Raw genomic sequence first — 23,114 nt, 5'->3', positions numbered from 1 at the left:
GGCGCATGAAAGCTCTTAAAAGTATCTGGTTCATCCTATCGTTGATTCCGGTGCCATTTTTATTTTTATATATTGAATATCAAATCAAAGCAACGGAAAATAACGACTCTCTTTTATTATTAGAAGGCTTGATCATTAGTGTTATAGCTGTAGGTGCTCTAGCCGTTAAAAGCAGGATTCGCGCAGTGATCGGGTTAAATATTGTTAGCACCCTGTGCTCACTTTTGCTGGCAGGTTTATTTCTTCCAGACAACTGGTGGTTTGCGCCATTCGGCCGAAATTTTGCCGTTATTTTTGTCTCGTTCTGCTATATAATGGGACAGTTAGTCGTACGTGGGGCGGCAAAGGCTTTACTAAAAAGATCAACTAAATAATTAACAGGTAAGACAAGTCTTAGGGCTTGTCTTTTTGCGTTTCAATCAATGTGTGAAAAATGACAAAAATTAATATTTCGAGAATCGAAGCATTGTTGGTGTGTTTCGTCCTATTTTATGCTACACTGATTGTAACGTGCGACTAACCGGTCATTATGAGAACTTGTATGACTAATGCGTGGTAATAATAGAAAGAAGGATGAGTATGGTAAAAAAAGCAAAAGAATTTCCGTTGCTTATTTTGATGATAAATATGTTTGTAGCGATGACGGGGATCGGATTAATCATTCCAATCATGCCAACCATCGTTCAAGAGTTTGGGGCGGGGGGAAAAACATTTGGTTTTATGATTGCTACCTTTGCGCTGGCGCAATTTATTTTTTCGCCTTTTGCCGGAGATTTATCTGACCGTGTGGGCAGAAAGAAAACCATTGTTACAGGTTTAATCATATTTGCTCTTTCTCAAGTGATTTTTGGCATTTCTCAACAGCTATGGCTTTTATATATTTCGCGGCTGCTCGGTGGAATGGGAGCGGCTTTTATGATTCCTTCGATGATGGCATATGTAGCAGATATTACGACGATGGACAATCGCGCCAAAGGCATGGGACGACTTGGAGCAGCGATGTCGCTTGGGTTTGTTATTGGACCTGGAATAGGAGGTTTCTTAGCGGAATTCGGTTTGAGAGTTCCATTTTTTGTGGCTGGTGCGGTAGCTGGATCTTCTGCCGTCATCTCGATGATCTTCTTGCCTGAAACTCGCGATCTGGATTCGTTATCGAAACAATCACCAGCAGGAGAAAAAAGAGATCGATTATTGAAGCAGCTGATTCAATCGGTCACTAAACCTTACTTTGTCTTGCTGATTATGATGTTTACATTGTCTTTCGGTTTAGCAAACTTCCAATCAACGATCAGTTTATTTTCTGATATTAAATTCGGTTTTCGGCCAATTGATATTTCCTTATTAATGGTAACGGGCGGGCTTATTGGGGTCATTGTCCAGGCGTTTCTTTTAGAGCGGGTCTTGCGGAGATTTGGGGAAATTCCGGTCATGAATACGATGCTGGTTGTGGCAGCCGTATCCATGCTTGGCTTATTAATGGCCCAAGGGTTTTGGTCCATTCTGTTTATCTCTAGCTTTTTCTTTACAGCTGCTTCACTCCTTCGTCCGGCGATCAATACGCTTGTTTCAAAAATGGCCGGAGAGGAACAAGGCTTTGCAGCAGGCATGAACAATGCTTATATGAGTATTGGAAATATGGTAGGGCCGGCCATTGCCGGCACATTGTTTGATATTAACATGGGCATACCATATGTGTTCGGGGCAGCTATTATTTTCAGCACCCTTCTAATTAGCATTAGCTGGGCGAAAAAACGGAAGGCAAAGGGCGGCAAATATAGCCGAATGGGGTATAAGGTTCAATCCTGTGATTATTAAAATGACAGATTAAAAAGGATTCGCACTTGCGGATCCTTTTTTACTTTCTGAAAATAATGACAAGAAGCAAAAGACCTGGTCGAAAGGTATAGTTATTTTTAATACAATTGTAATGTGATTAACATAGATTCGACATGATTCCTTGTTAGTATAAGGTAATACATAAAAAGAATGGTTAGAAAGTGGAGGAAATAATAAATGAAAAAGGTAATTATGGCAGTCGCTTTATCTGGAACACTATTAAGTACTCCGATTGCGAGTCACGCAGCATTAGGAGATCAAACATTAAAAAGCGGAATGACACATACGGATGTCCAAGAACTTCAAGGAGTTTTGCAGACTAAGGGTCTTTACCCAAAAGGTAAAACGGATAAACAGTTTGGACCAATGACAAAAAGTGCAGTCATTAAATTTCAAAAAGCCAATGGATTAGCTGCAGATGGAATTGTTGGTAAATATACATACAAAAAATTAGGTGCGGCTCAAGTAGTTAAGTCAGCAACAGCGACTAAAAGCAATGCATCCGGTTTAATTTCGAAAGCGAAAAGCTATCAAGGCGTTCCTTATAAATGGGGCGGTACAACACCAAGCGGTTTTGATTGCAGCGGTTTCTTAAACTATGTGTTTAATCAAAGTTCACAAGTTCAGCTTCCTAGAACGGTTGAAGGCATTTATGCCAAAGGTTCTAAAGTTGCTGCACCCAAAACAGGCGATCTAGTTTTCTTCGAAACGTATAAGCCTGGTGCTTCTCATGCGGGTATTTATTTAGGCAATAACCAATTCATTCATGCTTCTTCATCTAAAGGAGTAACGATCAGCTCCGTAAAAGATTCTTATTGGTCTAAGCGCTACTTAGGTGCAAAATCATATTAATACTAGAAAAAACAAGACAGGTTCTGATTGATATCAGGCCTGTCTTGTTTTATTTTATCCGTCAGCCAATTTAAATTGGCTTTTATCATGAATCACTTTTTTGCCATCTGTATATTCTTTAATAAAAATGGTCGCGAATGACGCTTCATGCTTTCCCTTATAGGTGAGGCTGTATATTTTGTATTGACCGTGTGCATTAATTAATTCTTTTTCTCCTTGCGGGATCGCTTTTTGAATCTCTAAGTATTTATCATAATCCATCCCAATATCAATCCTGTTATATTCTTTTAACGTCATATATGTTTTTCTATCATTATTTCCCTTATTTTCTTCGGCAAAAGCAATATATACTACGCTTAAAATAGCTGTCAAGAGAGCAAATATTGCCCATACCTTCCAGTTAAATATCCTCAATTTTGTGTTCGCCTCCTTATGATATACATTAAAATCCTAACACGCCCAGAGTAAGACAGCCATCTGAAAGTAATGGCAGTATACCCAATGTTAGAGTGAGATGCCATCAATTTCAGGCATAGGCAAAGAGTAATGAAAAGTTAGTTTTTCTAAAAATAATGTTTTATTAGAAATAATTAGGGTATTTGGTAGGAAAGAACTAAGTGTCGTTTGAAAATATCTCATATTCAGTGATCGGTGTAAAAAGAATGGTGATTTCGACAAATTTCTGCCGAATCTAAAGAATGAATGGTAAAAAGTGATACTTTCGACCTTGCTTTAACTATTATCCTTTGTTCCTTGTGGGGGGATTTTTTTTACGTTACTGTGAAATTACTCATGTCTGGCGGTTCACGCCAGAAGAACATACATAATGAATGATTACTATTTTAGGAGGAGAAGCATTTGAAAGAGTGGAAGTTAACCAACAAACCATGGCAGGTTTTGGCTGTCAGCACGCTGTTGCTGCTAACAGGCTGCGGGTCTGATGAGGAAAAACAAATCAATGAACAAAAGGCAGAGTCTAGCGAGACCCAAGAAAGCGAAAACGAAGGCAATGGCCAAAAAGCCAATGATCCATCCGATGTAGCTACAAGCATGGAGGAAATTCTTAAAGAGAAACCTGGTGAATATGCTGGGAATAAGTACAATAAAGCGGTGGTTCATCGGGCGCTCGATGAAAAAAATGTGCAGGAACAAGACAGTTTTCAGATTTATGATTCGCTTTTGAAGCTGATGGCTGAGGGGAATAATTATGAGAAGCATTATGAGTTTTTCGAAGGTTTCGATCCAAGTATTCAAACAGCTGTATCTGAGATGCCAGGCGGGATGAAATTAGGTGAAGATGGAGAAGTGGGCATCAATGCCAATGTCGCCATTTTGCTTGATGCAAGCGGCAGTATGGCGCAAAAAATAGGCGGAAAAACAAAAATGGAACTGGCGAAAGAAAAGGTGGATGAGTTTGTCGCGACACTTCCTGAAGAAGCCAATGTCATGCTTCGCGTGTATGGCCATAAAGGAAGCAACAGTGACAGTGATAAAGAACTTTCATGTAAAAGCACAGAGGTGGTATATGACCTTAAGCCCTATGAAGAAGCGGACTTTAAAGCATCTTTAGGAAAGTTTCAGCCAACAGGATGGACACCGCTAGCTCATGCGATTTCAGAAACTAAGAATGAGTTTAACCAAGCAGGCAATGACGGACAAAATATTATGTATGTAGTGAGTGACGGAATTGAAACATGTGATGGAGACCCTGTAGCAGCTGCTAAAAGCCTTCATGATTCCAATATCAAAGCAGTTGTCAATATTATCGGATTTGATGTTGATTCAAATGGACAATCGCAATTAAGATCGATCGCAGAAGCGGGAGGCGGCCAGTTTGAAACAGTGGACTCTGCGGATGACTTTGAACGAGTATGGAAAAATGAAAGAAGCCGTCTTTGGAGTGAATGGTTTAACTGGGGAAATAAAAACTGGAGTAAAGTGTTTAATGAACAAAATGAAAAATCCAATAAATTATTTAATCAAAAAACCGATTTCTCCAATATGATCTATGATGAAAAAACAAGATTAAACGAAGCGGCATCCTATTTTCAGGATCAAGACCAAATTGATTATGATACCCGTCAAGAGGTCAGCAGCCTAATTGATCAGCGTTATAACATTCTTGATGATTATTTAGATGAAACGTATGGAGGGTTAAAAGAAACTGTTGAAACAGAAGGCGATACGCTAAAAGAAGCGATCAAAGCAAAAGAAGAAGAGATGAAGAAAAAGTATAAAGATTAATTAGCTAAACAGGTACTTCTTTCATAAAGAAAGTACCTGTTTTTTGTGTCATTTAGGAGCCCACACTGTGTTCGTAGCTTTGCTGTTCTGTTCGTGATTGTCTGCTTCTTTGTTTAAATACAACCCAAATCAGCAAACTTAATGACAGAGCGATCATTTCTAAAGATAGGATGTAAAATGGGTAGGGTCCTAAAATATTTAACAGACTGGCACTCTCAGGTTTATGACTTAAAAACATATAATTTCCACCTGTTGTTTTATTGACCAGAAGGATGATAGGCATGAGCAATTGCAGGAAAATCATAAATTTAGCCACGGAATAAATAGTCGGCCGATATCCTTGAGTCCAAGTAAAATATAATGGCGTCCAAAAAATAATGACGTGAGTAAAGAAGAAATGAAAATAACGGAAATGCGGGAAGTCAAAGTGCAGAAATGGTGTAAATAGTGCTTGCGAAGCGCCAAGCAGTCCCGTAAAAAGAACAATTTCGTAATAGATCTTTTTCCTGGTTAGTAAAAGTGCGGCGGTTAAAAACAAGCTGATGCTGCATAACTCCAGAGGCAAGGCGTGGCTTAAGCGCCAATCATCGTTGACCCGCATCCAAATATGGTAGATGCCTTCTGCCGATAGGATGGATAAAGCAAACAGCCGTTCTAGCGTTTTTGCCCATGAAGCTGAGAAAGAATGCCGAAAATAGTATGTCGCAATGACTGCAGCAATAAGCAAAACGATCACAGCTAAATGACTGGCTGCAAACATAGTAAATTGGTAGTTGTCATAACTTCCGCTAAACCAGCCCATGCTCATTCTCCTTTTTTCAAATCATTCTCTTACTAATATATATCAAGAAACACAATAATTATCTCATTTTTCTCATCTATTGAACTAGAAAATAAATTATATATTATTCTAAAATTCAGATTTCTGCAATCTAAATACGTCCTAGTGTATATTGCTCCCTTTTATATGGTAAATTAGAATGGAAGAAAGGGTTGAATTGACTTGGATAAAGACAAAGAACACCAAACAACTACAGACTCAAAGTATATACAGCAGCATTTGGCGAATGAACGCACGTATCTCGCCTGGGTGAGAACAGCCATTGCGATTATCGGCGTTGGTTTTTTGATCACCAATTTGCATTTTACAATGCGTACATCATTTGGCAAAGCTGGGGACTGGCTTGCGAATACGATAGGGATGATCTCTGTTATTACGGGGATTGCAGCCATTCTTTTATCCACTTTCAGTTATTTGCGCAAACGAGATGACATCAATAATCAGTGCTTTCGCTCACCGGCTCGACTCGTATGGGGACTCTCTATTTTGTTAATTCTTATTATTTTAGTGTTTGCTGTATACGTATTTTCAATCACTATTTAACGTGCAGAGGTGTCTAATATGGCATACTTTATGAATGGGCATGTAAAATAACTAATATGGAATATAAGTGACAAGGGGAGATGGGGTAAATTGACTAAGCTGATAATATTTGATTTTGACGGCACATTAGCCAATTCATTAGAGGTCTTTTTAAAGGGGTACAACGAGCTGGCTTTAGAGCATGGATATAAGAAAGTTGAAGCGTGTGATATTGATGCGTTAAGCAAGATGTCTATTCCAGATAGATGCAGGTATTTGGGGTTTCCTATGAGAAATATTCCTCTTGTTGCCACTAAGCTTTACCGGCATGTCAGACAATCTAAAGAAAGCCTTCAATTTTTTCCTGGGATCAAGGAAATGCTGACTGAATTAAAATCAAGAGGCTATGAGCTGGCCATTATTTCTTCAAACGCAACTGATATTATTGAATCTGCGCTTGAATCTAATCAAATGAATTATTTTGATGAAATCCTTTGTTCTAAACATATTTTTACGAAGGATAAAATGATTAAAAAACTATTGAAGAAAACAAAAACAAAAACATCAGAAGCAATCTATGTCGGCGATGAAGAACGGGATATTATTGCTTGCAAAAAAGCGGGTGTGAGAGTCATTTGGGCAGAATGGGGATATGATGATGAAGAAGTTGCGTTAAAAGCACTCCCCGACTTCACAGCTAGCTCCCCTGATGGAATACTGACCGTGCTCGCTTAACGTGATCACAATTGTGAAAACTCCTTGGCAGAAGCCAGGGGGTTTTTCGTTATAAAAGTAAGCAGTATAACCTAGAGGGTATTTATGAGGAAAAAAGGATGGTTATAAAAAACTAGAAAATATGTAAAAAACCTTTATTTCTTTCATTGCGATTACTACTAATTCCTCGTTTTTTCCAAATGTGTGAGCGTTTATTGACGATTGGAAAATGAAACCATTACAATTATAGTAATTTGAATGATCAGGAGGGTTATTATATGTCAGGAATTATTCGTTTAACTCCAGAAGAATTACGTTCTACTGCAGGTCAATATAATCAAGAGAGTGCGAATGTAAATGATTTAGTGGGTCGATTAGATACAATGAGCAATCATTTGCGTGAAGTGTGGGAAGGGGCCTCAAGTGAAGCATTTGCCCAGCAATATCAAGAATTGCGTCCATCTTTCGTAAAAATGGCTGTCCTGTTAAATGAAGTATCGCAGCAGTTAAGCAGCTCTGCAAACACGCTTGAAGAAACTGATCACCAAATTGCCAGCCAAATTCGCGGGTAAATACAGTAATTTTGAAAAAGAAAGAAGCGCTGTAATCTAACAAAGATTTTGGCGCTTTTTTTCATGTGAAGGTGAAGAGAGAATGTATATTCAACTAACAATTGACTTAAGAAATTATCAGAAAGAAAAGCTGGACCTTCGTCTTTCAAATTATCTGCCTATTAAAAAGGTGGCAGAAATCGCATGGGAAGTAAAGAAAATTGAGGAAAGTCCAAGAACAGGCTGCTGGGTAAGAGTTGTAAATAAAGATAAAGTATTCTCAGGCAACAGAACGCTAGCAGAGTGCGGTATCACGTCAGGTGACAGATTGGAAATACTATAAAGGAGTCTGACTCATGAAAGAAAATCACCCGTCTTATTTAGAAAATAGAATAGAAGGGAACATCAGGCGTCCTCATACGGGAGGCTATGATTTTATTTTTCAAAAAGCCCGCTTAAAATTGGAGCAGGCATTAGAAATTAATATGATTGTAGAAGCAGATCCACAGTTGAATAAAAAGATTGAATCGAATGAAGACGAAATCATTCTCAACGTACAACCTCCGTCTTATTTCTCTCAGTTTCAAGCTATTCACTCCAAACCGGATATAGCAAAATGGATTTTTATGGATCAATTGATAAAAAAAGTGCAAAGACATTCTTATCACCGTTTAATACCGGTTGTGTGTCCTGAAAATATTATGTTTGATTCGAGTTTCACGCCTTACTTTCTTCACTATGGAGTCATAGACAGCCTTCCTCCATACGAAAGAGAAGAGAACGATTTATTTAGTGAAGTGAAAGCTACACTCGCGGCTATTATAGACGATAAGCACAAGTTTAATGACTATTTGCGTTTTCAAGGAACAATTAAACTGTCTGCTGCAGCTGCCGATCTATTAGCGGCGGAGAATTGGCATGAGCTGACAGGAGTGGTCAGTGGATATATACAGAAGTTAGAAGAACAAGAGAAATCGTTAATACATATCCCGCAAAAAAAATGGAAGATTCAACGGTCTCTGTTTTATGGTGCAACGGTGATACTCATTCCTGTTTTTATTTACACGCTGTATTCAATGTTTATTTTAGCGCCTAAACAAGAAGCCTTTGTTGAAAGCGGGGAACATTTTCTTAATAAGAAATATAGCCAAGTGATCGAAACGCTCGATGAATATGAAGCAGAATCCATGCCGTATATCGTTCAATATGAATTAGCTTCCTCTTACCTTGTCAATGAATCATTGATGGAGAACCAAAAGAAAAATGTTCTAAAGACAATGACTCTGCAAACAGATCCCGCTTACTTTCTATATTGGATATATATTGGCAGAGGGATGAATCAGGAAGCGATTGATCAAGCCCGTGATCTTGAAGACAGAGAATTGACTATGTACGGCTTGATAAAACTGAAAGAAGAAATCAAAGCCAATGAAAGCTTGTCCAGTGAAGAAAAACAGAAAGAAATTGAAGTGATTGAGCAAGAGTTAAATGAGTATGTAAAGGAAAAAGAAGAGGAAGAAAAAATGCTAAAAGAACAGCAGGAGAAAGAACAGAAAGAGAAGCAGCAGATAAGTGAACCACAAGCCGAGCCCGCTCCTCCTGCAGCCCAGCCAGCACAAACACCGGCACCGGCCCAGCCTAAGGAGAAAAGCTTATGAGCAGGCTTTGGATATATGATCAGCAAACATTTGAGCATATTTGTTTACGAGATAAAGAGCGTCTGACTATTGGGAGAGACAGCAAGAAGCATATTACTCTTTCTCATCTGACTGCTGCAGGAATCGAAGTGGAACTTTTACAGTCAGCCGCCCAGGGGTCATGGGACATCTATGTAGGAGAAGAAAAAGCAGGAGAGATTCATCCTGATGAAGGCTTTACGATTGAGCGGGGTGCCTATCAGCTTCATTTGTTTTTAGAAGCAGAAACTTTCCCAGTGTCTTATTACTATTGTGGAAATCAACAGAATATCTCGCTCGTTAAAGAACAGGGTCGTTATGTCATAAGTAAGAAGGAAGAGCCCGATTCAGCAAGTGTTTGCCGATTGGTATTTATTAACAATGAGTGGAGTGTCATTCCGAAACAAAAGACGGCTGTCTATGTCAATGGCCTCTCGATTTCAGGCGTAACTGCTTTAAAGACAGGTGACTACGTGCAGCTGCCATTTTTAGAACTGCAAATAGCTGAAGCAGATGTTCTGGCGGTTTACTCGCCAGATCAGATTCATACAGATTTACCGGAGATGACTCTGCCTTCTTCAGACACGAAAATGAAGTACCCTGACTTTCGCAGAATCCCTCGCATGATGTATGAACTGCCAAAGAATAAGGTCACATTTTCTTTTCCTACTCAAGAACATGACAATCAGTCTAGAGGGTTATGGCTAATGATCTTACCGCCGCTCATGATGCTCCTCGTCATGGGAATCATTGCGATCATTCAGCCGAGGGGATTGTTTTTATTAATTTCTGTAGTGATGTTTGCAACTACACTTGTCACCTCAACCGTGCAATACTTTAAAGACAAAAAGCAAAGAAAAGAAAGTAAAGAAAAACGTCATCGAATTTACACGAACTATTTAGAGCAAAAAAGGCATGAATTACAAGACTTATCTGAAGAGCAATCTCGCATACTTTATTATCATTACCCTTCATTTGAAAAGATGAAAGAGATGACTGAAAAAGTAGACGGGCGAATTTGGGAAAAAACATTTGATAGCCCAGATTTTTTATCGGTCCGAATTGGGAGATCAGATATCCCCGCAAGTTATGAAATCATGTCCGGCACTCAAGATTTAGCGAATCGGGAAATGGATCAGCTGCTCGAAGAATCACAAGAAATCGCTGACTATTATTCTCTCGTTAGAAACGTGCCGCTTTCTGCCGATCTATCAGATGGTTCGATCGGATTAATAGGAAAAGAGAAAGTCGTAAAAAGTGAAATTCGTCAATGGATTGGCCAGCTGGCTTTTTTTCAAAGTTATCATGACGTCCGCTTTGTGGCGATCTTCCACGAGGAGGAGTACCAAGAATGGGAATGGGTGAAATGGCTGCCTCACTTTCAGCTGCCTCATTCGTATGCGAAGGGACTTGTTTATAATGAAGAGACAAGAGATCAGCTCCTTTCCTCCATCTATGAGGTATTAAGAGAAAGAGATCTAGATGAAGAGAAAGATAAAAAGAAATTTGCACCGCATTACGTATTTTTTGTCACGAACCGCCAGCTGATTTCTGAGCATGCGATTTTGGAATATCTTGAAGGCGGTAAGTTGGGACTAGGTATAACTTCTATATTTACGGCTGAAACGAAAGAAAGCTTGTTTGAACACATTCATACGCTGATTCGCTATGTCAATGAACAAGAGGGAGAAATACTAATTGAACAAGGCAAAGCGGTTCGTCAGCCGTTTAGGCTAGACCCTTATCAAGTGGAGGGAAATGAACGTTTCGCGCGTCTGCTTCATTCACTCAACCATCAAAAAGGAATGGATAACTCGATTCCGAATAAAATATCATTTTTAGAAATGATGAAAGTGAAACAGGCAGAAGAGCTCCCGATCATTGACAACTGGAACACCAACCAATCTTCTAAAACATTGGCTGTTCCCATTGGGTTGAAAAATAAAAAAGATGCGGTGATGTTAAACCTGCATGAGAAAGCACATGGTCCACATGGATTGGTAGCTGGAACGACTGGATCGGGAAAAAGTGAATTGCTGCAGACGTTCATCTTGTCGCTTGCCGTTCATTTTCATCCCCATGAAGCAGCTTTCTTGTTAATCGACTATAAAGGCGGGGGAATGGCTCAGCCGTTTAAACGGATGCCGCATTTATTAGGAACGATTACAAATATTGAAGGCAGCCGTAACTTTAGTAAAAGAGCGCTTGCATCTTTAAACAGTGAATTGAAAAGACGCCAGCGGCTATTCGACCGATATGCCGTTAATCATATCAATGATTATACGAATCTTTACAAAGCGGGAGAAACGGAAGAGCCCCTGCCGCATTTATTTATTATTTCTGATGAATTTGCCGAGTTAAAAAGTGAAGAGCCTGAATTTATCAGAGAGCTTGTCAGTGCCGCGCGAATTGGCCGAAGTCTCGGTGTCCACCTCATTCTAGCTACCCAAAAGCCTGGCGGAATTATAGATGATCAAATCTGGAGTAATGCGCGTTTTCGTCTCGCGTTAAAAGTGCAGGATGCGAGCGACAGTAAAGAGATCTTAAAAAATGGAGATGCGGCAAATATTACAGAAACGGGCCGTGGAATTTTACAGGTCGGAAACAATGAGGTGTATGAACTGTTTCAATCGGCTTGGAGCGGTGCGCCTTATTTAGAAGACTCGATTGAATCGGAAAGTGAAATATCTCTCGTAACAGATCTAGGGTTAATTCCGCTTTCAACCATAGCGGCAGATCATGTGCAAAATAAGGAATTACAAATGACAGAGATGGAAGCGGTTGTCTCTGAAATTGTTAAATCGCAAAAAATTCTAGATGTTCAGTCGCTATCAAGTCCGTGGCTGCCTCCGCTGCCTGAGCGCATAGGAGGCACAGCTAAATTAATACGAAGTGAAGACCGTTTTGCTATCGGCTTAAAAGATGAACCGGAACAGCAAAGTCAGACTCCTTATTCCTATCAATGGCTTGAGGACGGCAATATAGGCATTTTCGGTTCCTCAGGCTATGGAAAATCGATGACAGTCATGTCTTTATTGTTACATTTCGCTGCTCATCATACGCCGGAACAACTGCACTATTATATTTTTGATTTCGGAAACAGCGCACTCCTTCCGCTTAGACAGCTGCCTCATACGGGAGACTATTTCCGCTATGACGACATCCGTAAAATAGAAAAGTTTATGCGAAGAATGAGACAGGAGATCGAACGCCGCAAAGAACTGTTTCTTGAAGCAGAAGTCTCAAGCATCAAGCTATACAATCAAGTAAGTGCGGAAAAGCTTCCAGTTATTTTCATCACTGTTGATAATTTTGATGCCGTGAAAGAGGAAATGCAGGAGATTGATTTACAAATGACGCAGTTCGCCCGCGATGGGCAATCCCTAGGTATATTCATGATTTTTACGGCTACTAGAATTCAGTCGGTACGCCAGCCGTTAATGAATAACTTAAAAACAAAAGTGGTTCACTATTTAATGGATTCAACAGAGACCTATACACTGATTGGCAAACCGCCTTATGAGATCGAACCAATTCCAGGCCGGGCGCTTATAAAAAAGGAGAAGGCCTATTTAACCCAAATCTATCTGCCTGCTGAAGGGAAAGACGACTTAGACATCAATCAGCAAATCAAAATGGAGATTAAAGAGCGGCAAGAACTATATAAAAATATGAAGTTGCCGGAATCTGTTCCTATGCTTCCATCTAATTTATCATTAGAAAGCTTCCATCATTCGTATATGACAACGAAAAAAACGGGGCAGCTGCCAATTGGACTGGAAGAAGAATTTGTTACTCCTGTCTTTATTGATCTAACTTCGGGATCTCATTGCTTGGTGATCGGACAATCAAGAAAAGGCAAAACAAATGCTTTAAAAGTCATGATGGAGTCGTTATTGAATCAAGAAACGGCGGGTATTGCTGTCTCTGATGGAATTGATCGGGGGTTATCAGCCTACGCGAGAAAAGATGGAGTATCGTACTTAGAAACGAAAGAACATTTGATTTCTTGGATGGATGAAGCAGAAAGATTGTTATCAGAAAGAGAGCAGCTGTATGTGCAGTCAATTCGCGAGCAAAACCGAGACCCATTATCGTTTAATCCGATGGTTCTGGTCATTGACAGTTTATCAAGATATCAGCAAGCGAGCGACAGTATCCTGCTCGATCGAACCGCTCGCTTAATGAAGCAATATAGTCATTTAGGGTTTCGGATCATTGTAGCAGCTAATGCGAGTGAACTCATGAAAGGCTTTGATGCCCTGACAAATGAAGTGAAACAAGTTCGCCAGGCGCTGATTTTAATGAAAAAGTCAGAACAAAGCTTATTTACGCTTCCTTTTACAAGAAAAGAAGGAGAAGTTCAACCCGGATTTGGTTATTTGGTTGTAAATGGCCAAGAGCATAAAATTCAAATTCCTTTATGCTGATAAGAGAGGAAGGAACATAATGAACTCTAGAAAAAATACATGGAAGCTTCCGCTCATCATCGCAGTCATACTATTGCTTCCAGTCATATTTTTTACTTTAATCGGTGAAAACCCAATGAAAAAAATTAAAAATGAAACGGGTCAAATCGCTGTAGTCAATGAAGACGTCGGCTCTGCCTACAACAAGAAGAAAATTGAGTTTGGCAAAGAAATGCTTTCAAGAGCCGGTGAAGATTCTGATTATAAATGGACCGTTGTGAACCGCAGCACAGCTGAAAACGGAATGGCGGACAAACAATATGATGCTGTACTGTTCATTCCATCGGATTTTTCATCAAATATTTTGACCTTTAAGAAAGACACACCTGTGAAAGCCGATGTGTCGTATAAAGTGCAAGGTAATCTAGATGCCAAAAACAAAGAAAAAGTTCAAAAAGAAATGGAACGGGCAAAAAACAAAATGAACAGACAGATTTCCACATTATATTGGGGCTTTGTTTCCCAAGAAGTGGCGGATGTTCGTGAAAAGTTTGATCAAGTATTGGAAAAAGAGATCGCTTTTCAAAAATCAATGTACAAATTTTATACACCAAACTCGAAGGATCTAGCGGGCGAAATAGCCGATCAGCAAAAGATGCTTGCCGAGCTTCGCGATACGGCTAAATCTGCAGAAGGAATCTCTGAAGATCGAGCGGCAGATCAGAAAAAAGCAGCCGAACAAATGGCGCTGTTCATTGAAAATGTTAAGCAATATAAAGACTATCAAGAGAAGCAAAGTGAAATGCTGCTTCGCATAAATGCTGAAAACAGCCAGCTGCTTGAAGAAGGCGTGGCTAGCTATGAAGCTGCAGTGTCTCAAGGTGTACAATCCGTAGTTTGGAGAGAAACGGAGGCGCCCGCTACCTTTACGATGAATCCAAAAGCGTTCATTCATCAAGTCTCTGCCATTCAAACAAAAGTGGATGATAGCCGGACGACGATTTCTAACCTTGTAAATTTGCTAGAAGAATCTACCGTGGCTGATCAATATGACCGCATTTTACTTGCGCAGAAGAACATGCTGATGCAATACAAACAAATGTCAGAAAGAGCTTCATTAAGTGACCTTGAAGGCAAGCTTCTTCCTTTGAGACAGAAGCTTCAGAATGGTGCAGGCGCTGAGGTTCCAAGTGATAACAATGAGAACCCACCTCCATCTGATGACATTCCTGACTGGGAACAGCCTGAAGAGGGGGAGCTTACTTTAGAGGCTCTAAAAAGTCACTCTGCTAATCTGAAAGAAAAGCTGGCCGCCCTTCAAACGGAAGAACAGCTGGCGTCCTTTCAGGAAGTTTCATCTGTCATTTGCCAGCTAGACGCGGAAATAGAAAAGATACAATCGATTCTTGATGCGCAAGATTCTGCGTACAGCAAGTGGCAGCAGGCAGCCAGTGCATATGCCAATAAAGTGCAGCAAAGTCAGCCGGCTCCATCTGAAACGGACTCAGAGTCTCTTGACAAGGCCGCTGCATTAATTGCTTCTGAAGAACAAAAGATTTTGCAATCAGACGCCCTATCTTCTGAGAGTCAAAGAGAGCTCGGTGCTTTATTTGAACGGCCAATAGTCAGCCGGAGCCTATCCGACCTATTAAAATACTACGGGACTTTATCAGCCTATCGTGAGGTTCTGTCCCACTCACAAAAAAATCAAGAGAAGTTAATTGCTGATTTACTTTCAGAAAATGGAGAAATGAAATCAGTCGGGGAAGCTCTTAGTGTCATCAAGAATGAAGCCGGTGAGCTTGAAACCATCGAACAGGATTTGACAGCTTCTTCCGGACAAATGGATGAATTAGAAGCAGAATTTCATACACTGGCAGATTCTGTTCAAGAAGACTTGAAAGCGTATGAAGATCAAGTAAAAGAAGAGCAGAATATGATCATGCAGCAAGTTCAGCTGATTGAAGAAGATACGGCTAAAGTGTCTGCTGCTCTTTTGGAGAAAGCAGCACCCCAACCAGAGATTGAATCAGCTCCTGCATTAGAAACAGATGATGGCGGATTAGTTTTGTCCGTTCAGCGGGACACTCTGTTGGAAGTCCAAAAAATATCAGGGCTTGTCGGTTCCTTATCTGAAAGACATGCCAATGTCACCAATTACACGGATGATCTGCAGAAGAAAGTCAACTCTGTTCAAACAAAGGCAGATGAACTTAATAATAATTGGGCTAAAAATGTAGAAGCGACAGGTCTAGTTAAAAAAGATGTGTACAGTATTCTTGGCAACACATTTGTTGACGGACAGAATAACGGCTATGTGTATGATCATCTGGCAAGCCCCGTGAAAGTAAGCGGCTCTACGCCAGCTGAGGAAACTCTTGAAATACCGCCAGTGATTATGCTTGTAATTATTGTAATCAGCGGGTTGCTTTTGGGGTACTTCTTTTATCATTACAGACATCTACCATTATCCATACATTTGCCGTTAGTCATCGTGTTGAATGTCTTAGTCGGAATAATTGTAAGTATGTATGGTTTAACCATTTACTCATTGAGCGATCAAGAAGCGATTAAGTGGTCTGTTTATACAGTGCTGCTGATCTTTACCGTCGCAGGGTTAGTGAGGCTGGGCTATAAGTTCGGACCTTTTACAGGTTGGATAATGGGGCTAATGCTTATTCTGTTCTTTATTATTCCGCTTATTGAATTAACATCGCCGAACTTTTCCATGTATCATCCGGTCACGGAAGGATATATGTCGATTCAATATGGAGATGAAGCTGCATTTTACCCAGCAGTTATCGTTCTTCTCTCCTTGTCTATCGCTGCTTTTGGTCTTTCCTACTGGAAACAAGATGAAAAATCAATCAGCCAGGAGACCGTACATGAAGCTTAAATGGTTTCTGTCAGTATATTGTTTGTTCTTTTTTATCTTTGGAGCAAGTCCGGTTTATTCTGAAGAAAATACGCCCGTTCAGCCGAATGTATATGAAGATAACGAAATTGATATTGACACTAATCATTTTCATGAAGAAGAAAGACTCAAACAAAAAAGCACACTGACTGAAGAACAAAAAGCTCTTACTTTCGAGAGAAAACCCAATGACAAATTTAAAGCTGTTGAGAACGATTTGTTTTCTGAACAGCAAGACGCGAATTTGATCGCTTCTAAAACAGAACGTCTCAAGCTTTTTTCAAAACAGCAAGCGGCTAAATCAGACCTATCATCTCAGCCAGAGGAAGAAGAATCCGAAACGCATTCCTTTTGGCTGATCGGCCTGCTTCTCTTAGCCGCTGCCGTTCTTGGCAGCTATTTATTTTTCTATTTAATACCTAAGATTCAGCAGGCGATTCATTCTGAAGGAATCGGTACTCGGAGGGCGGGAACTGAAAAAAGTAAAAAAAATTAAGGCGGGTATCGTTTTATCCACGCACTTAGATCATGTGGTAGAGCAATAATAATCTTTAATTGGCGTAATGGGTTGCCCATTGCGCCTTTTATTGATGATCCATTCCTTTTTCCTAAGAAAAAGAAATGGGACCTTTACATAAATGTTTTTCTGCTGTCCATATTATAACTATGGAGGGGCATAAGATGAAATATATCTGGATTTTAGCTTTGTTTATACTTTTTGGTCTGCAGAAGGACGCCAGTGCGGAATTAATCATTCATCATGAGGGACAATGGATCTCCCATATCACTCGGGAGAAAGTGGAAAGTAAAATTCCTGGTCTGCCAATTATGGATATCCAAGAATATAAAAAATGGCTGGATGACATTGATCAAAAAACGTATCTAGCCCCAGTAAATGCAGTCATCGATGAGGATAATCAAATTGTGCCCGGAAGAACGGGAATGAAGCTGGACCGACAAGCACTTACAGACTCTTTTTATCATTATTATTATGGTAAAGGGACAGCGGAAGTCGAACTGCCGATGAACATCATTCATCCAAAAGTAGACAGTGCATTACTCTCTAAAATCAGAATGAAACGGATCGGTCATTATGAAACGTTTTATAATAGCAGCAACCGGCCTCGGACACATAATCTTGCTTTAGCGGTCAATGCCATTAATAATAAGGTGATCTTTCCGGGAGAAAGTTTTTCATTTAACGAAGTGCTTGGAGAAAGAACAAAGGAAAAAGGATATATGTCTGCACCCATTATTGTAAAAGGTGAATTTTCTGAAGGGATCGGCGGCGGAATCTGCCAAGTATCTTCAACGCTGTACAATGCAGTGGACCGAGCAGGGGTAACCATTATTAAAAGATATACCCATAGCCGGAATGTATCCTATGTGCCACCTGGCCGCGATGCTACCGTCAGCTGGGATGGACCTGATTTTATATTTTCCAACAAATTAAATGAGCCGATATTAATTAAAGCCAAACTCCACAATGGCCAAGCAATTGTGGAAGTTTTTTCATCAAACACGGTGCAATTTCAGCCGAGGCATGTGCCATCCGTGCCAATAAAATAAAACAAGAAAAATCAGGAAGAGCACCCTGATTTTTTTGTCGTAAAATAATAGAATTTTCAGTCAATTTATATCGTTTTTTATCACTTTTTGTTATAATAATAGCAGGCTTCTAAAATGCTGAAAGGGTGATAAGAGATGGTTCAGCCAAAGTATATGATGAAGATTGACCAAGTCACTCAGTTATCAGAAGAAGAACGAGATGTCTTAAAGCCCATTACGGAAAAGTATGTGTTTCGTGTAAATGATTACTATTTAAACTTAATTGATTGGAACGACCCCGAAGATCCTCTAAGAAAATTAGTCATTCCGAACACCGGTGAATTAAGTGAATACGGCCGCTGGGATGCATCTGATGAAGATACCAACTATGTCGTCCCGGGCTGCCAGCACAAATATGACACGACGGCTTTACTAATTGTTTCGGAAGTATGCGGGGCGTATTGCCGTTATTGTTTCCGCAAGCGATTGTTCCGAAATGATGTCAAAGAAGCGATGAGTGATGTCACCCCTGGTTTAGATTACATTCGTCATACACCGGAAATAAACAATGTCTTATTGACCGGAGGCGATCCGCTCATATTAGCCACAAAAAAGCTCCGCATGATCCTAGAAGAGCTCCGATCCATTTATCATGTGAAGATCATTAGAATCGGCTCTAAAATACCCGTTTTCAATCCAATGCGCATCTATGAGGACGAAGACCTTCTTCAATTAATCCGCGAGTTTTCCACTGCCGAACAGCGTATATATATTATGGCTCATATTAACCACCCGAAAGAAATCACAAAAGAAGCAAGAAAAGCTTTTCAAGCACTCCATGATGCAGGTGCGATTGTCGTGAACCAAACCCCTGTCCTAAAAGGCATCAACGATGATCCAGATGTATTGGGTGATCTATTAGACAAACTTTCATGGGCAGGCGTCACTCCTTATTATTTTTTTGTGAACAGGCCAGTCGCAGGAAATAGTGAATTTGTCTTAACTTTAAAAGAAGTGTACGACATAGTAGAAGCTGCCAAGGCAAGAACATCAGGGCTAGGCAAGCGAGTGCGGCTATCAATGAGCCATACAGCAGGCAAGGTGGAAATTTTGGCGATAGAAAACGGCAAAGCCTATTTGAAATTTCATCAGTCAAGAGATGGAGATTACGGCAAATTTATGGTCCTTGATTGTCCAGATCATGCCTCATGGTTCGATGACTTGCCTGAAAATGAACAATACTGGAAAAAACCTAAAAAGAAAACTGATCAGGTTATATCCGTAAATGCGATGCCTGATATGCCTCAAAAGAAAAAAAGAATGGTGCATGGCTAATTATTTTCAGCAATTCTGCCTAAGCATAGCAGGATTGCTTTTTTGTATAAAAATTATACGGTGGCATGGTGAAATTTCTATTTTTTGATAAAAGTTAGAACATTCTGCACTGTTGCGATTGAAAAATTATACGGTTGCGTTCATATTTATTATAGTGGGTGTTTTTGAATGAAGAATTAACATTAAAAATAATCATAGAAAGAATGACACGGGGTATGGAGGATATAGGGGATGGAATTATTTTTATATAAGCAATCCTTTGAACATTCAGGGATCGCTCAAGCTTTATATGACAGTTCATTTAAAATGATCGACATGAATCATGAGTTTTTAAATTTTTTTGAAGTGACACAAGGGGAAAGAGCGAATCAATATTTGGCGGTGTCTGAACTGAATGAACAAGAAAGACAAGCCATTCAAGAGGGGTTAATCAAAAGTGTAAAAAAGAAGATCAATTTTCTAACAATTGAAGGGTCGCTAAAATTCGGACTATTAACTGTTTGCCGCCTAGAAGACGAAAAAGGAAAAGTATTCTTTCTATCTCAAATTCAAGACTTAACAGAAAACATATTGCTGGAAAAAGAATTACGAAAACAGAATAAATTTTTTCATTTTTTAATGAAATATTCTAACGACGTATTAACGATTCATTCCCCGGATGGTATATGTACATATTCTTCTCCTTTAATGGATGAAATGCTTGGTTTTTCAGTAGGAGAATTTATTGAAAAGGATTTGTTTGAATTTATCCACCCGGATGATCTCGATGAGGTGAGTGATGCGTATATCAAAGTAAGAGAAACTTCCGAGACAATCAAGGCGCTGTTTCGGCATCGGACCGCAGGCGGAGAGTACAAGTGGATTGAAAGTATTAGCAGAGCAGCGCGTGACCCAATTACTAATGAAGTACTGGAGGTTATCTCGAACTGCAGAGATGTAACCGAGCGGCAAGTAATGGAATTCGAAATCAAAAAAACAAACCAAAAAAACGAACGAATTCTAAATAGCATCAGAGATGGTTTCTTGCTCTTAGACCAGGAATACAAAATCGTTTATATGAATAAAGTGGCCTTAGAAAGAACCTTTTCCATTTCAGACGGGGTCAAGTATAAGCGCAATTTCTTTGAATTATTTCCAGACTTGCGTCATACCCCCATTTACGACTCGTTGAAGCAGGCAGTTTCCAGCCAGCAGCCGATAGAGTGTGAGTTTTATTGGGAAAAAAGACGAGACTGGTATAATATGACGTTAACGCCTACTTCTGATGGAATCTTTATCCACTCTAGTATTGTCACCAATTACAAAGAGGCTTTGCATCATTTAGCCGAAAGTGAACAGCGGTACCGCAGGCTCGTTGAACACTCACCAGAAGCTGTTATTGTTCATAATTATAAAGAAATATTATATGTGAATGAACGTGCGCTAGCTTTATTTGAAGCAAAAAGCGAAGAACAGTTCTTAAAGTCCAGTGTAAAACAATTAGTAGGAAAGAAAGAATATATTGAAGTAATTAAAAGCATGAATCGAATAAAAGATGATCAAACCGGCATTGTTCATTCATCTGGAAAGATTCATACCTTCTTAAATAATGTTCGGGAAGTGGAATCTGCTTCGATGAAAATATTGTTTGATGGCAAATGGGCGATTCATTCACTTGTGCGGGATGTCACCGAAAAAAAATATATGGAGCAGCTGCTGCACAAATCCGAAAAGCTTGCGGTTGTTGGGGAGCTTGCGGCTGCCTTTGCTCATGAGGTGCGAAATCCGCTGACGTCTATTAAAGGGTTTTTGCAGCTTGCCCACTCTTTGAAAACCTATAATGAAGAGTATATGGAAATTGTGCTGACTGAACTGCATAGAGTAGAGACGATTATCTATGAATTTTTGTCATTAGCTAAACCGCATCAAGAAACGAAATTTGTGAAAACAGATATTAAACAACTTATTAAACAGATTGTTTATTTGCTTGAATCACAGGCGCTGATTAATAATCAGCTGCTTTCTTGCTCTTTTACTGAAGAGCCGGTCATGGTGGAGTGTGAACCGAACCTAATAAAGCAAGTGCTCATAAATGTCATTAAAAATGCCCTTGAATCCTTAGGGGGCAAAGGAACAGTGGATATTGAAGTGAAGACGGATCGGAAAACAGCTAAAATCAGTGTGAAAGATACGGGATGCGGCATTCCGCTAGAAAAAATACATCGACTGGGTGAACCGTTCTACTCGACGAAAGAAAAAGGAACGGGACTCGGATTGATGACAAGCATGAAAATCATTGAAAATCATAATGGGCTGTTAAAGATTACTAGCGAAATAAATCAAGGCACAACGGTTCAAATTATTTTGCCAAAGGAAAGAACAGGAGCCGACAAGCAACAATATGAATTCGTGTGATATATAAAGTTGATAAGGAGTCGATCGCACCATGAATAATATGTGGAAAACCATTGAGGACAACCTTTCAGAAATGATTGAACTTCGCAGGCACTTCCATCAGTACCCAGAGTTATCATTTGAAGAAGTAGAAACACCAAGGATGATTGCCCGCTACTTACAGAACCTTGGAATTGAAACGCGTACAGAAGTTGGAGGCAGAGGAGTTGTGGGTGTAATAAAGGGAGATCAGCCAGGCAAAACGGTGGCGTTAAGGGCCGATTTTGATGCCCTTCCCCTGCAAGATGAAAAAGAGGTAGATTATAAATCTAAAATCGACGGCAAAATGCATGCTTGCGGCCATGATGCTCACACAGCGATTTTATTAACGGTCGCGAAAGCACTGCAAGAACATAAAAGCCAACTATCTGGAAACGTAGTACTGATTCATCAATTTGCGGAGGAACTGGTTCCGGGCGGTGCGAAGGCTATGATTGAAGATGGATGTTTAGATGGTGTAGATGCCATATTTGGCACCCACTTATGGACGCCGATTCCTGTCGGAAAGGCAACCTTTCATTCACAGGCTATTATGGCGGCGGCTGACCGGTTTGAGATTGATATCGTCGGAAAAGGCGGCCACGGTGCTGCACCTCAAGATACGATTGACCCGATCGTTCTTGGTGTCAATTATGTGCAAATGCTTCAGCAAATTGTCAGCCGGACGATTAATCCGCAAGAGGCGGCTGTTATTACGGTCGGCACCTTCCACTCGGGGGACGCTTTTAACATTATCCCATCTAAGACGTCCATTGCTGGAACAGTCCGAACCTTTAATAAAGACGTGCAAGCAGGCATCCAAAAGAAAATGAAGCAGCTCTTACATTCATTATGTGAAAACGCAGGAGCGGAGTATGATTTTCGTTATGTGACAGGTTATCCGCCTGTAGTCAATCATAAAGAGGAAACAAAGTTAGCCGAGAAATGTGCGGAAGAGATCCTTGGGGAAGACCAATGTTTTAGAACAGAGCCACTTATGGTTGGAGAAGACTTTGCCTATTATCTTCAAAAAGTTCCAGGCACATTTTTCTTAACCGGTGCAGGCAATCCAGAAAAAGCAGCTGATTATCCTCATCACCATCCAAATTTTGATATCGATGAATCATCCATGCTGCATGCGGCAAAAATCTTAGCTTCCTGCGCCTGGAATTATTTAGATTCCAATAAATAGCTTCAGCACTTCTCTTTTCATAGCGGATAAAATTCTGTATAGTTAGCTAGGGACATATATTTTATATA

The 23,114-nt window shown here is 40.0% G+C and carries 18 protein-coding genes; 16 read left to right on the top strand and 2 right to left on the bottom strand.

Going from position 1 to position 23,114, the window contains the following annotated elements; all coding sequences use genetic code 11:
• Positions 1 to 5 precede the first annotated feature (5 nt).
• From JOC78_RS10685 to JOC78_RS10675, 3 genes are all read left to right on the top strand, one after another.
• A complete protein-coding gene (locus tag JOC78_RS10685) occupies positions 6 to 374 on the top strand; it encodes a hypothetical protein (protein WP_204555423.1) in 369 nt (122 codons plus the stop codon).
• A gap of 205 nt (positions 375 to 579) precedes the next feature.
• Entirely contained in the window at positions 580 to 1,815 is a 1,236-nt protein-coding gene (locus JOC78_RS10680) for an MFS transporter (protein ID WP_338023196.1), read from the top strand.
• 198 nt (positions 1,816 to 2,013) lie between these two features.
• A complete protein-coding gene (locus tag JOC78_RS10675; RefSeq protein ID WP_204555418.1) occupies positions 2,014 to 2,688 on the top strand; it encodes a C40 family peptidase in 675 nt (224 codons plus the stop codon).
• Between the two features lie 54 nt (positions 2,689 to 2,742).
• Here JOC78_RS10675 and JOC78_RS10670 read toward each other — a convergent pair whose 3' ends face one another.
• Positions 2,743 to 3,102 carry a hypothetical protein gene (locus JOC78_RS10670; protein WP_204555415.1) on the bottom strand — a complete coding sequence of 120 codons (360 nt, stop codon included), beginning with the start codon at positions 3,100 to 3,102 and terminating at the stop codon, positions 2,743 to 2,745.
• 444 nt (positions 3,103 to 3,546) lie between these two features.
• On the opposite strand from JOC78_RS10670, the gene JOC78_RS10665 reads away from it, so the two are divergent.
• Entirely contained in the window at positions 3,547 to 4,932 is a 1,386-nt protein-coding gene (locus JOC78_RS10665) for a VWA domain-containing protein (protein WP_204555412.1), read from the top strand.
• A gap of 52 nt (positions 4,933 to 4,984) precedes the next feature.
• Here the strand turns inward: JOC78_RS10665 and JOC78_RS10660 are convergent, their stop codons facing one another.
• Entirely contained in the window at positions 4,985 to 5,734 is a 750-nt protein-coding gene (locus JOC78_RS10660; protein WP_204555409.1) for a YwaF family protein, read from the bottom strand.
• 201 nt (positions 5,735 to 5,935) lie between these two features.
• Here JOC78_RS10660 and JOC78_RS10655 point away from each other — a divergent pair, with 201 nt between their 5' ends.
• The 12 genes from JOC78_RS10655 (at position 5,936) to JOC78_RS10600 (ending at position 23,046) form a co-directional block, all read left to right on the top strand.
• The gene (locus JOC78_RS10655) at positions 5,936 to 6,316 is read left to right on the top strand and encodes a YidH family protein (RefSeq protein ID WP_204555406.1); all 381 of its coding nucleotides are present in this window, start codon (positions 5,936 to 5,938) and stop codon (positions 6,314 to 6,316) included.
• 90 nt (positions 6,317 to 6,406) lie between these two features.
• The gene (locus JOC78_RS10650) at positions 6,407 to 7,030 is read left to right on the top strand and encodes an HAD-IA family hydrolase (RefSeq protein WP_204555403.1); all 624 of its coding nucleotides are present in this window, start codon (positions 6,407 to 6,409) and stop codon (positions 7,028 to 7,030) included.
• Between the two features lie 257 nt (positions 7,031 to 7,287).
• The gene (locus JOC78_RS10645; RefSeq protein ID WP_204555400.1) at positions 7,288 to 7,581 is read left to right on the top strand and encodes a WXG100 family type VII secretion target; all 294 of its coding nucleotides are present in this window, start codon (positions 7,288 to 7,290) and stop codon (positions 7,579 to 7,581) included.
• Between the two features lie 82 nt (positions 7,582 to 7,663).
• On the top strand, positions 7,664 to 7,903 hold the full coding sequence (gene yukD, locus JOC78_RS10640; RefSeq protein WP_204555397.1) for an ESX secretion system protein YukD: 240 nt from the start codon (positions 7,664 to 7,666) through the stop codon (positions 7,901 to 7,903).
• A 13-nt stretch (positions 7,904 to 7,916) separates the two neighbouring features.
• Positions 7,917 to 9,218, top strand: coding sequence for a type VII secretion protein EssB (gene essB / locus JOC78_RS10635; protein ID WP_204555394.1), 1,302 nt, complete (start codon positions 7,917 to 7,919; stop codon positions 9,216 to 9,218).
• Positions 9,215 to 13,666: a type VII secretion protein EssC gene (gene essC / locus JOC78_RS10630; RefSeq protein ID WP_204555391.1), complete on the top strand. Its 4,452-nt coding sequence runs from the start codon at positions 9,215 to 9,217 to the stop codon at positions 13,664 to 13,666. Before essB ends, essC begins: the two co-directional genes overlap by 4 nt.
• Positions 13,667 to 13,685: 19 nt before the next feature.
• Positions 13,686 to 16,541 (top strand): type VII secretion protein EsaA, encoded by a 2,856-nt coding sequence (esaA, locus tag JOC78_RS10625; RefSeq protein WP_204555389.1) that lies wholly within the window; start codon positions 13,686 to 13,688, stop codon positions 16,539 to 16,541.
• On the top strand, positions 16,531 to 17,055 hold the full coding sequence (gene essA, locus JOC78_RS10620) for a type VII secretion protein EssA (RefSeq protein WP_204555386.1): 525 nt from the start codon (positions 16,531 to 16,533) through the stop codon (positions 17,053 to 17,055). The genes esaA and essA overlap by 11 nt, the downstream gene beginning before the upstream one ends.
• Before the next feature lie 185 nt (positions 17,056 to 17,240).
• On the top strand, positions 17,241 to 18,128 hold the full coding sequence (locus tag JOC78_RS10615) for a VanW family protein (protein ID WP_204555383.1): 888 nt from the start codon (positions 17,241 to 17,243) through the stop codon (positions 18,126 to 18,128).
• Between the two features lie 135 nt (positions 18,129 to 18,263).
• Positions 18,264 to 19,442 carry a KamA family radical SAM protein gene (locus tag JOC78_RS10610; RefSeq protein ID WP_204555379.1) on the top strand — a complete coding sequence of 393 codons (1,179 nt, stop codon included), beginning with the start codon at positions 18,264 to 18,266 and terminating at the stop codon, positions 19,440 to 19,442.
• Positions 19,443 to 19,673: 231 nt separating this feature from the next.
• The gene (locus JOC78_RS10605; RefSeq protein ID WP_204555377.1) at positions 19,674 to 21,836 is read left to right on the top strand and encodes a PAS domain-containing sensor histidine kinase; all 2,163 of its coding nucleotides are present in this window, start codon (positions 19,674 to 19,676) and stop codon (positions 21,834 to 21,836) included.
• 31 nt (positions 21,837 to 21,867) lie between these two features.
• Positions 21,868 to 23,046, top strand: coding sequence for a M20 metallopeptidase family protein (locus JOC78_RS10600; protein ID WP_204555374.1), 1,179 nt, complete (start codon positions 21,868 to 21,870; stop codon positions 23,044 to 23,046).
• Positions 23,047 to 23,114: the final 68 nt, after the last annotated feature.

Origin of the sequence: Bacillus ectoiniformans, from assembly GCF_016908875.1 — a bacterium.
GTDB lineage: Bacteria > Bacillota > Bacilli > Bacillales > Domibacillaceae > Bacillus_BX > Bacillus_BX ectoiniformans.
The sequence above is the reverse complement of the archived record's forward strand: the minus strand, read 5'-3'. Positions and strand labels throughout refer to the sequence as shown.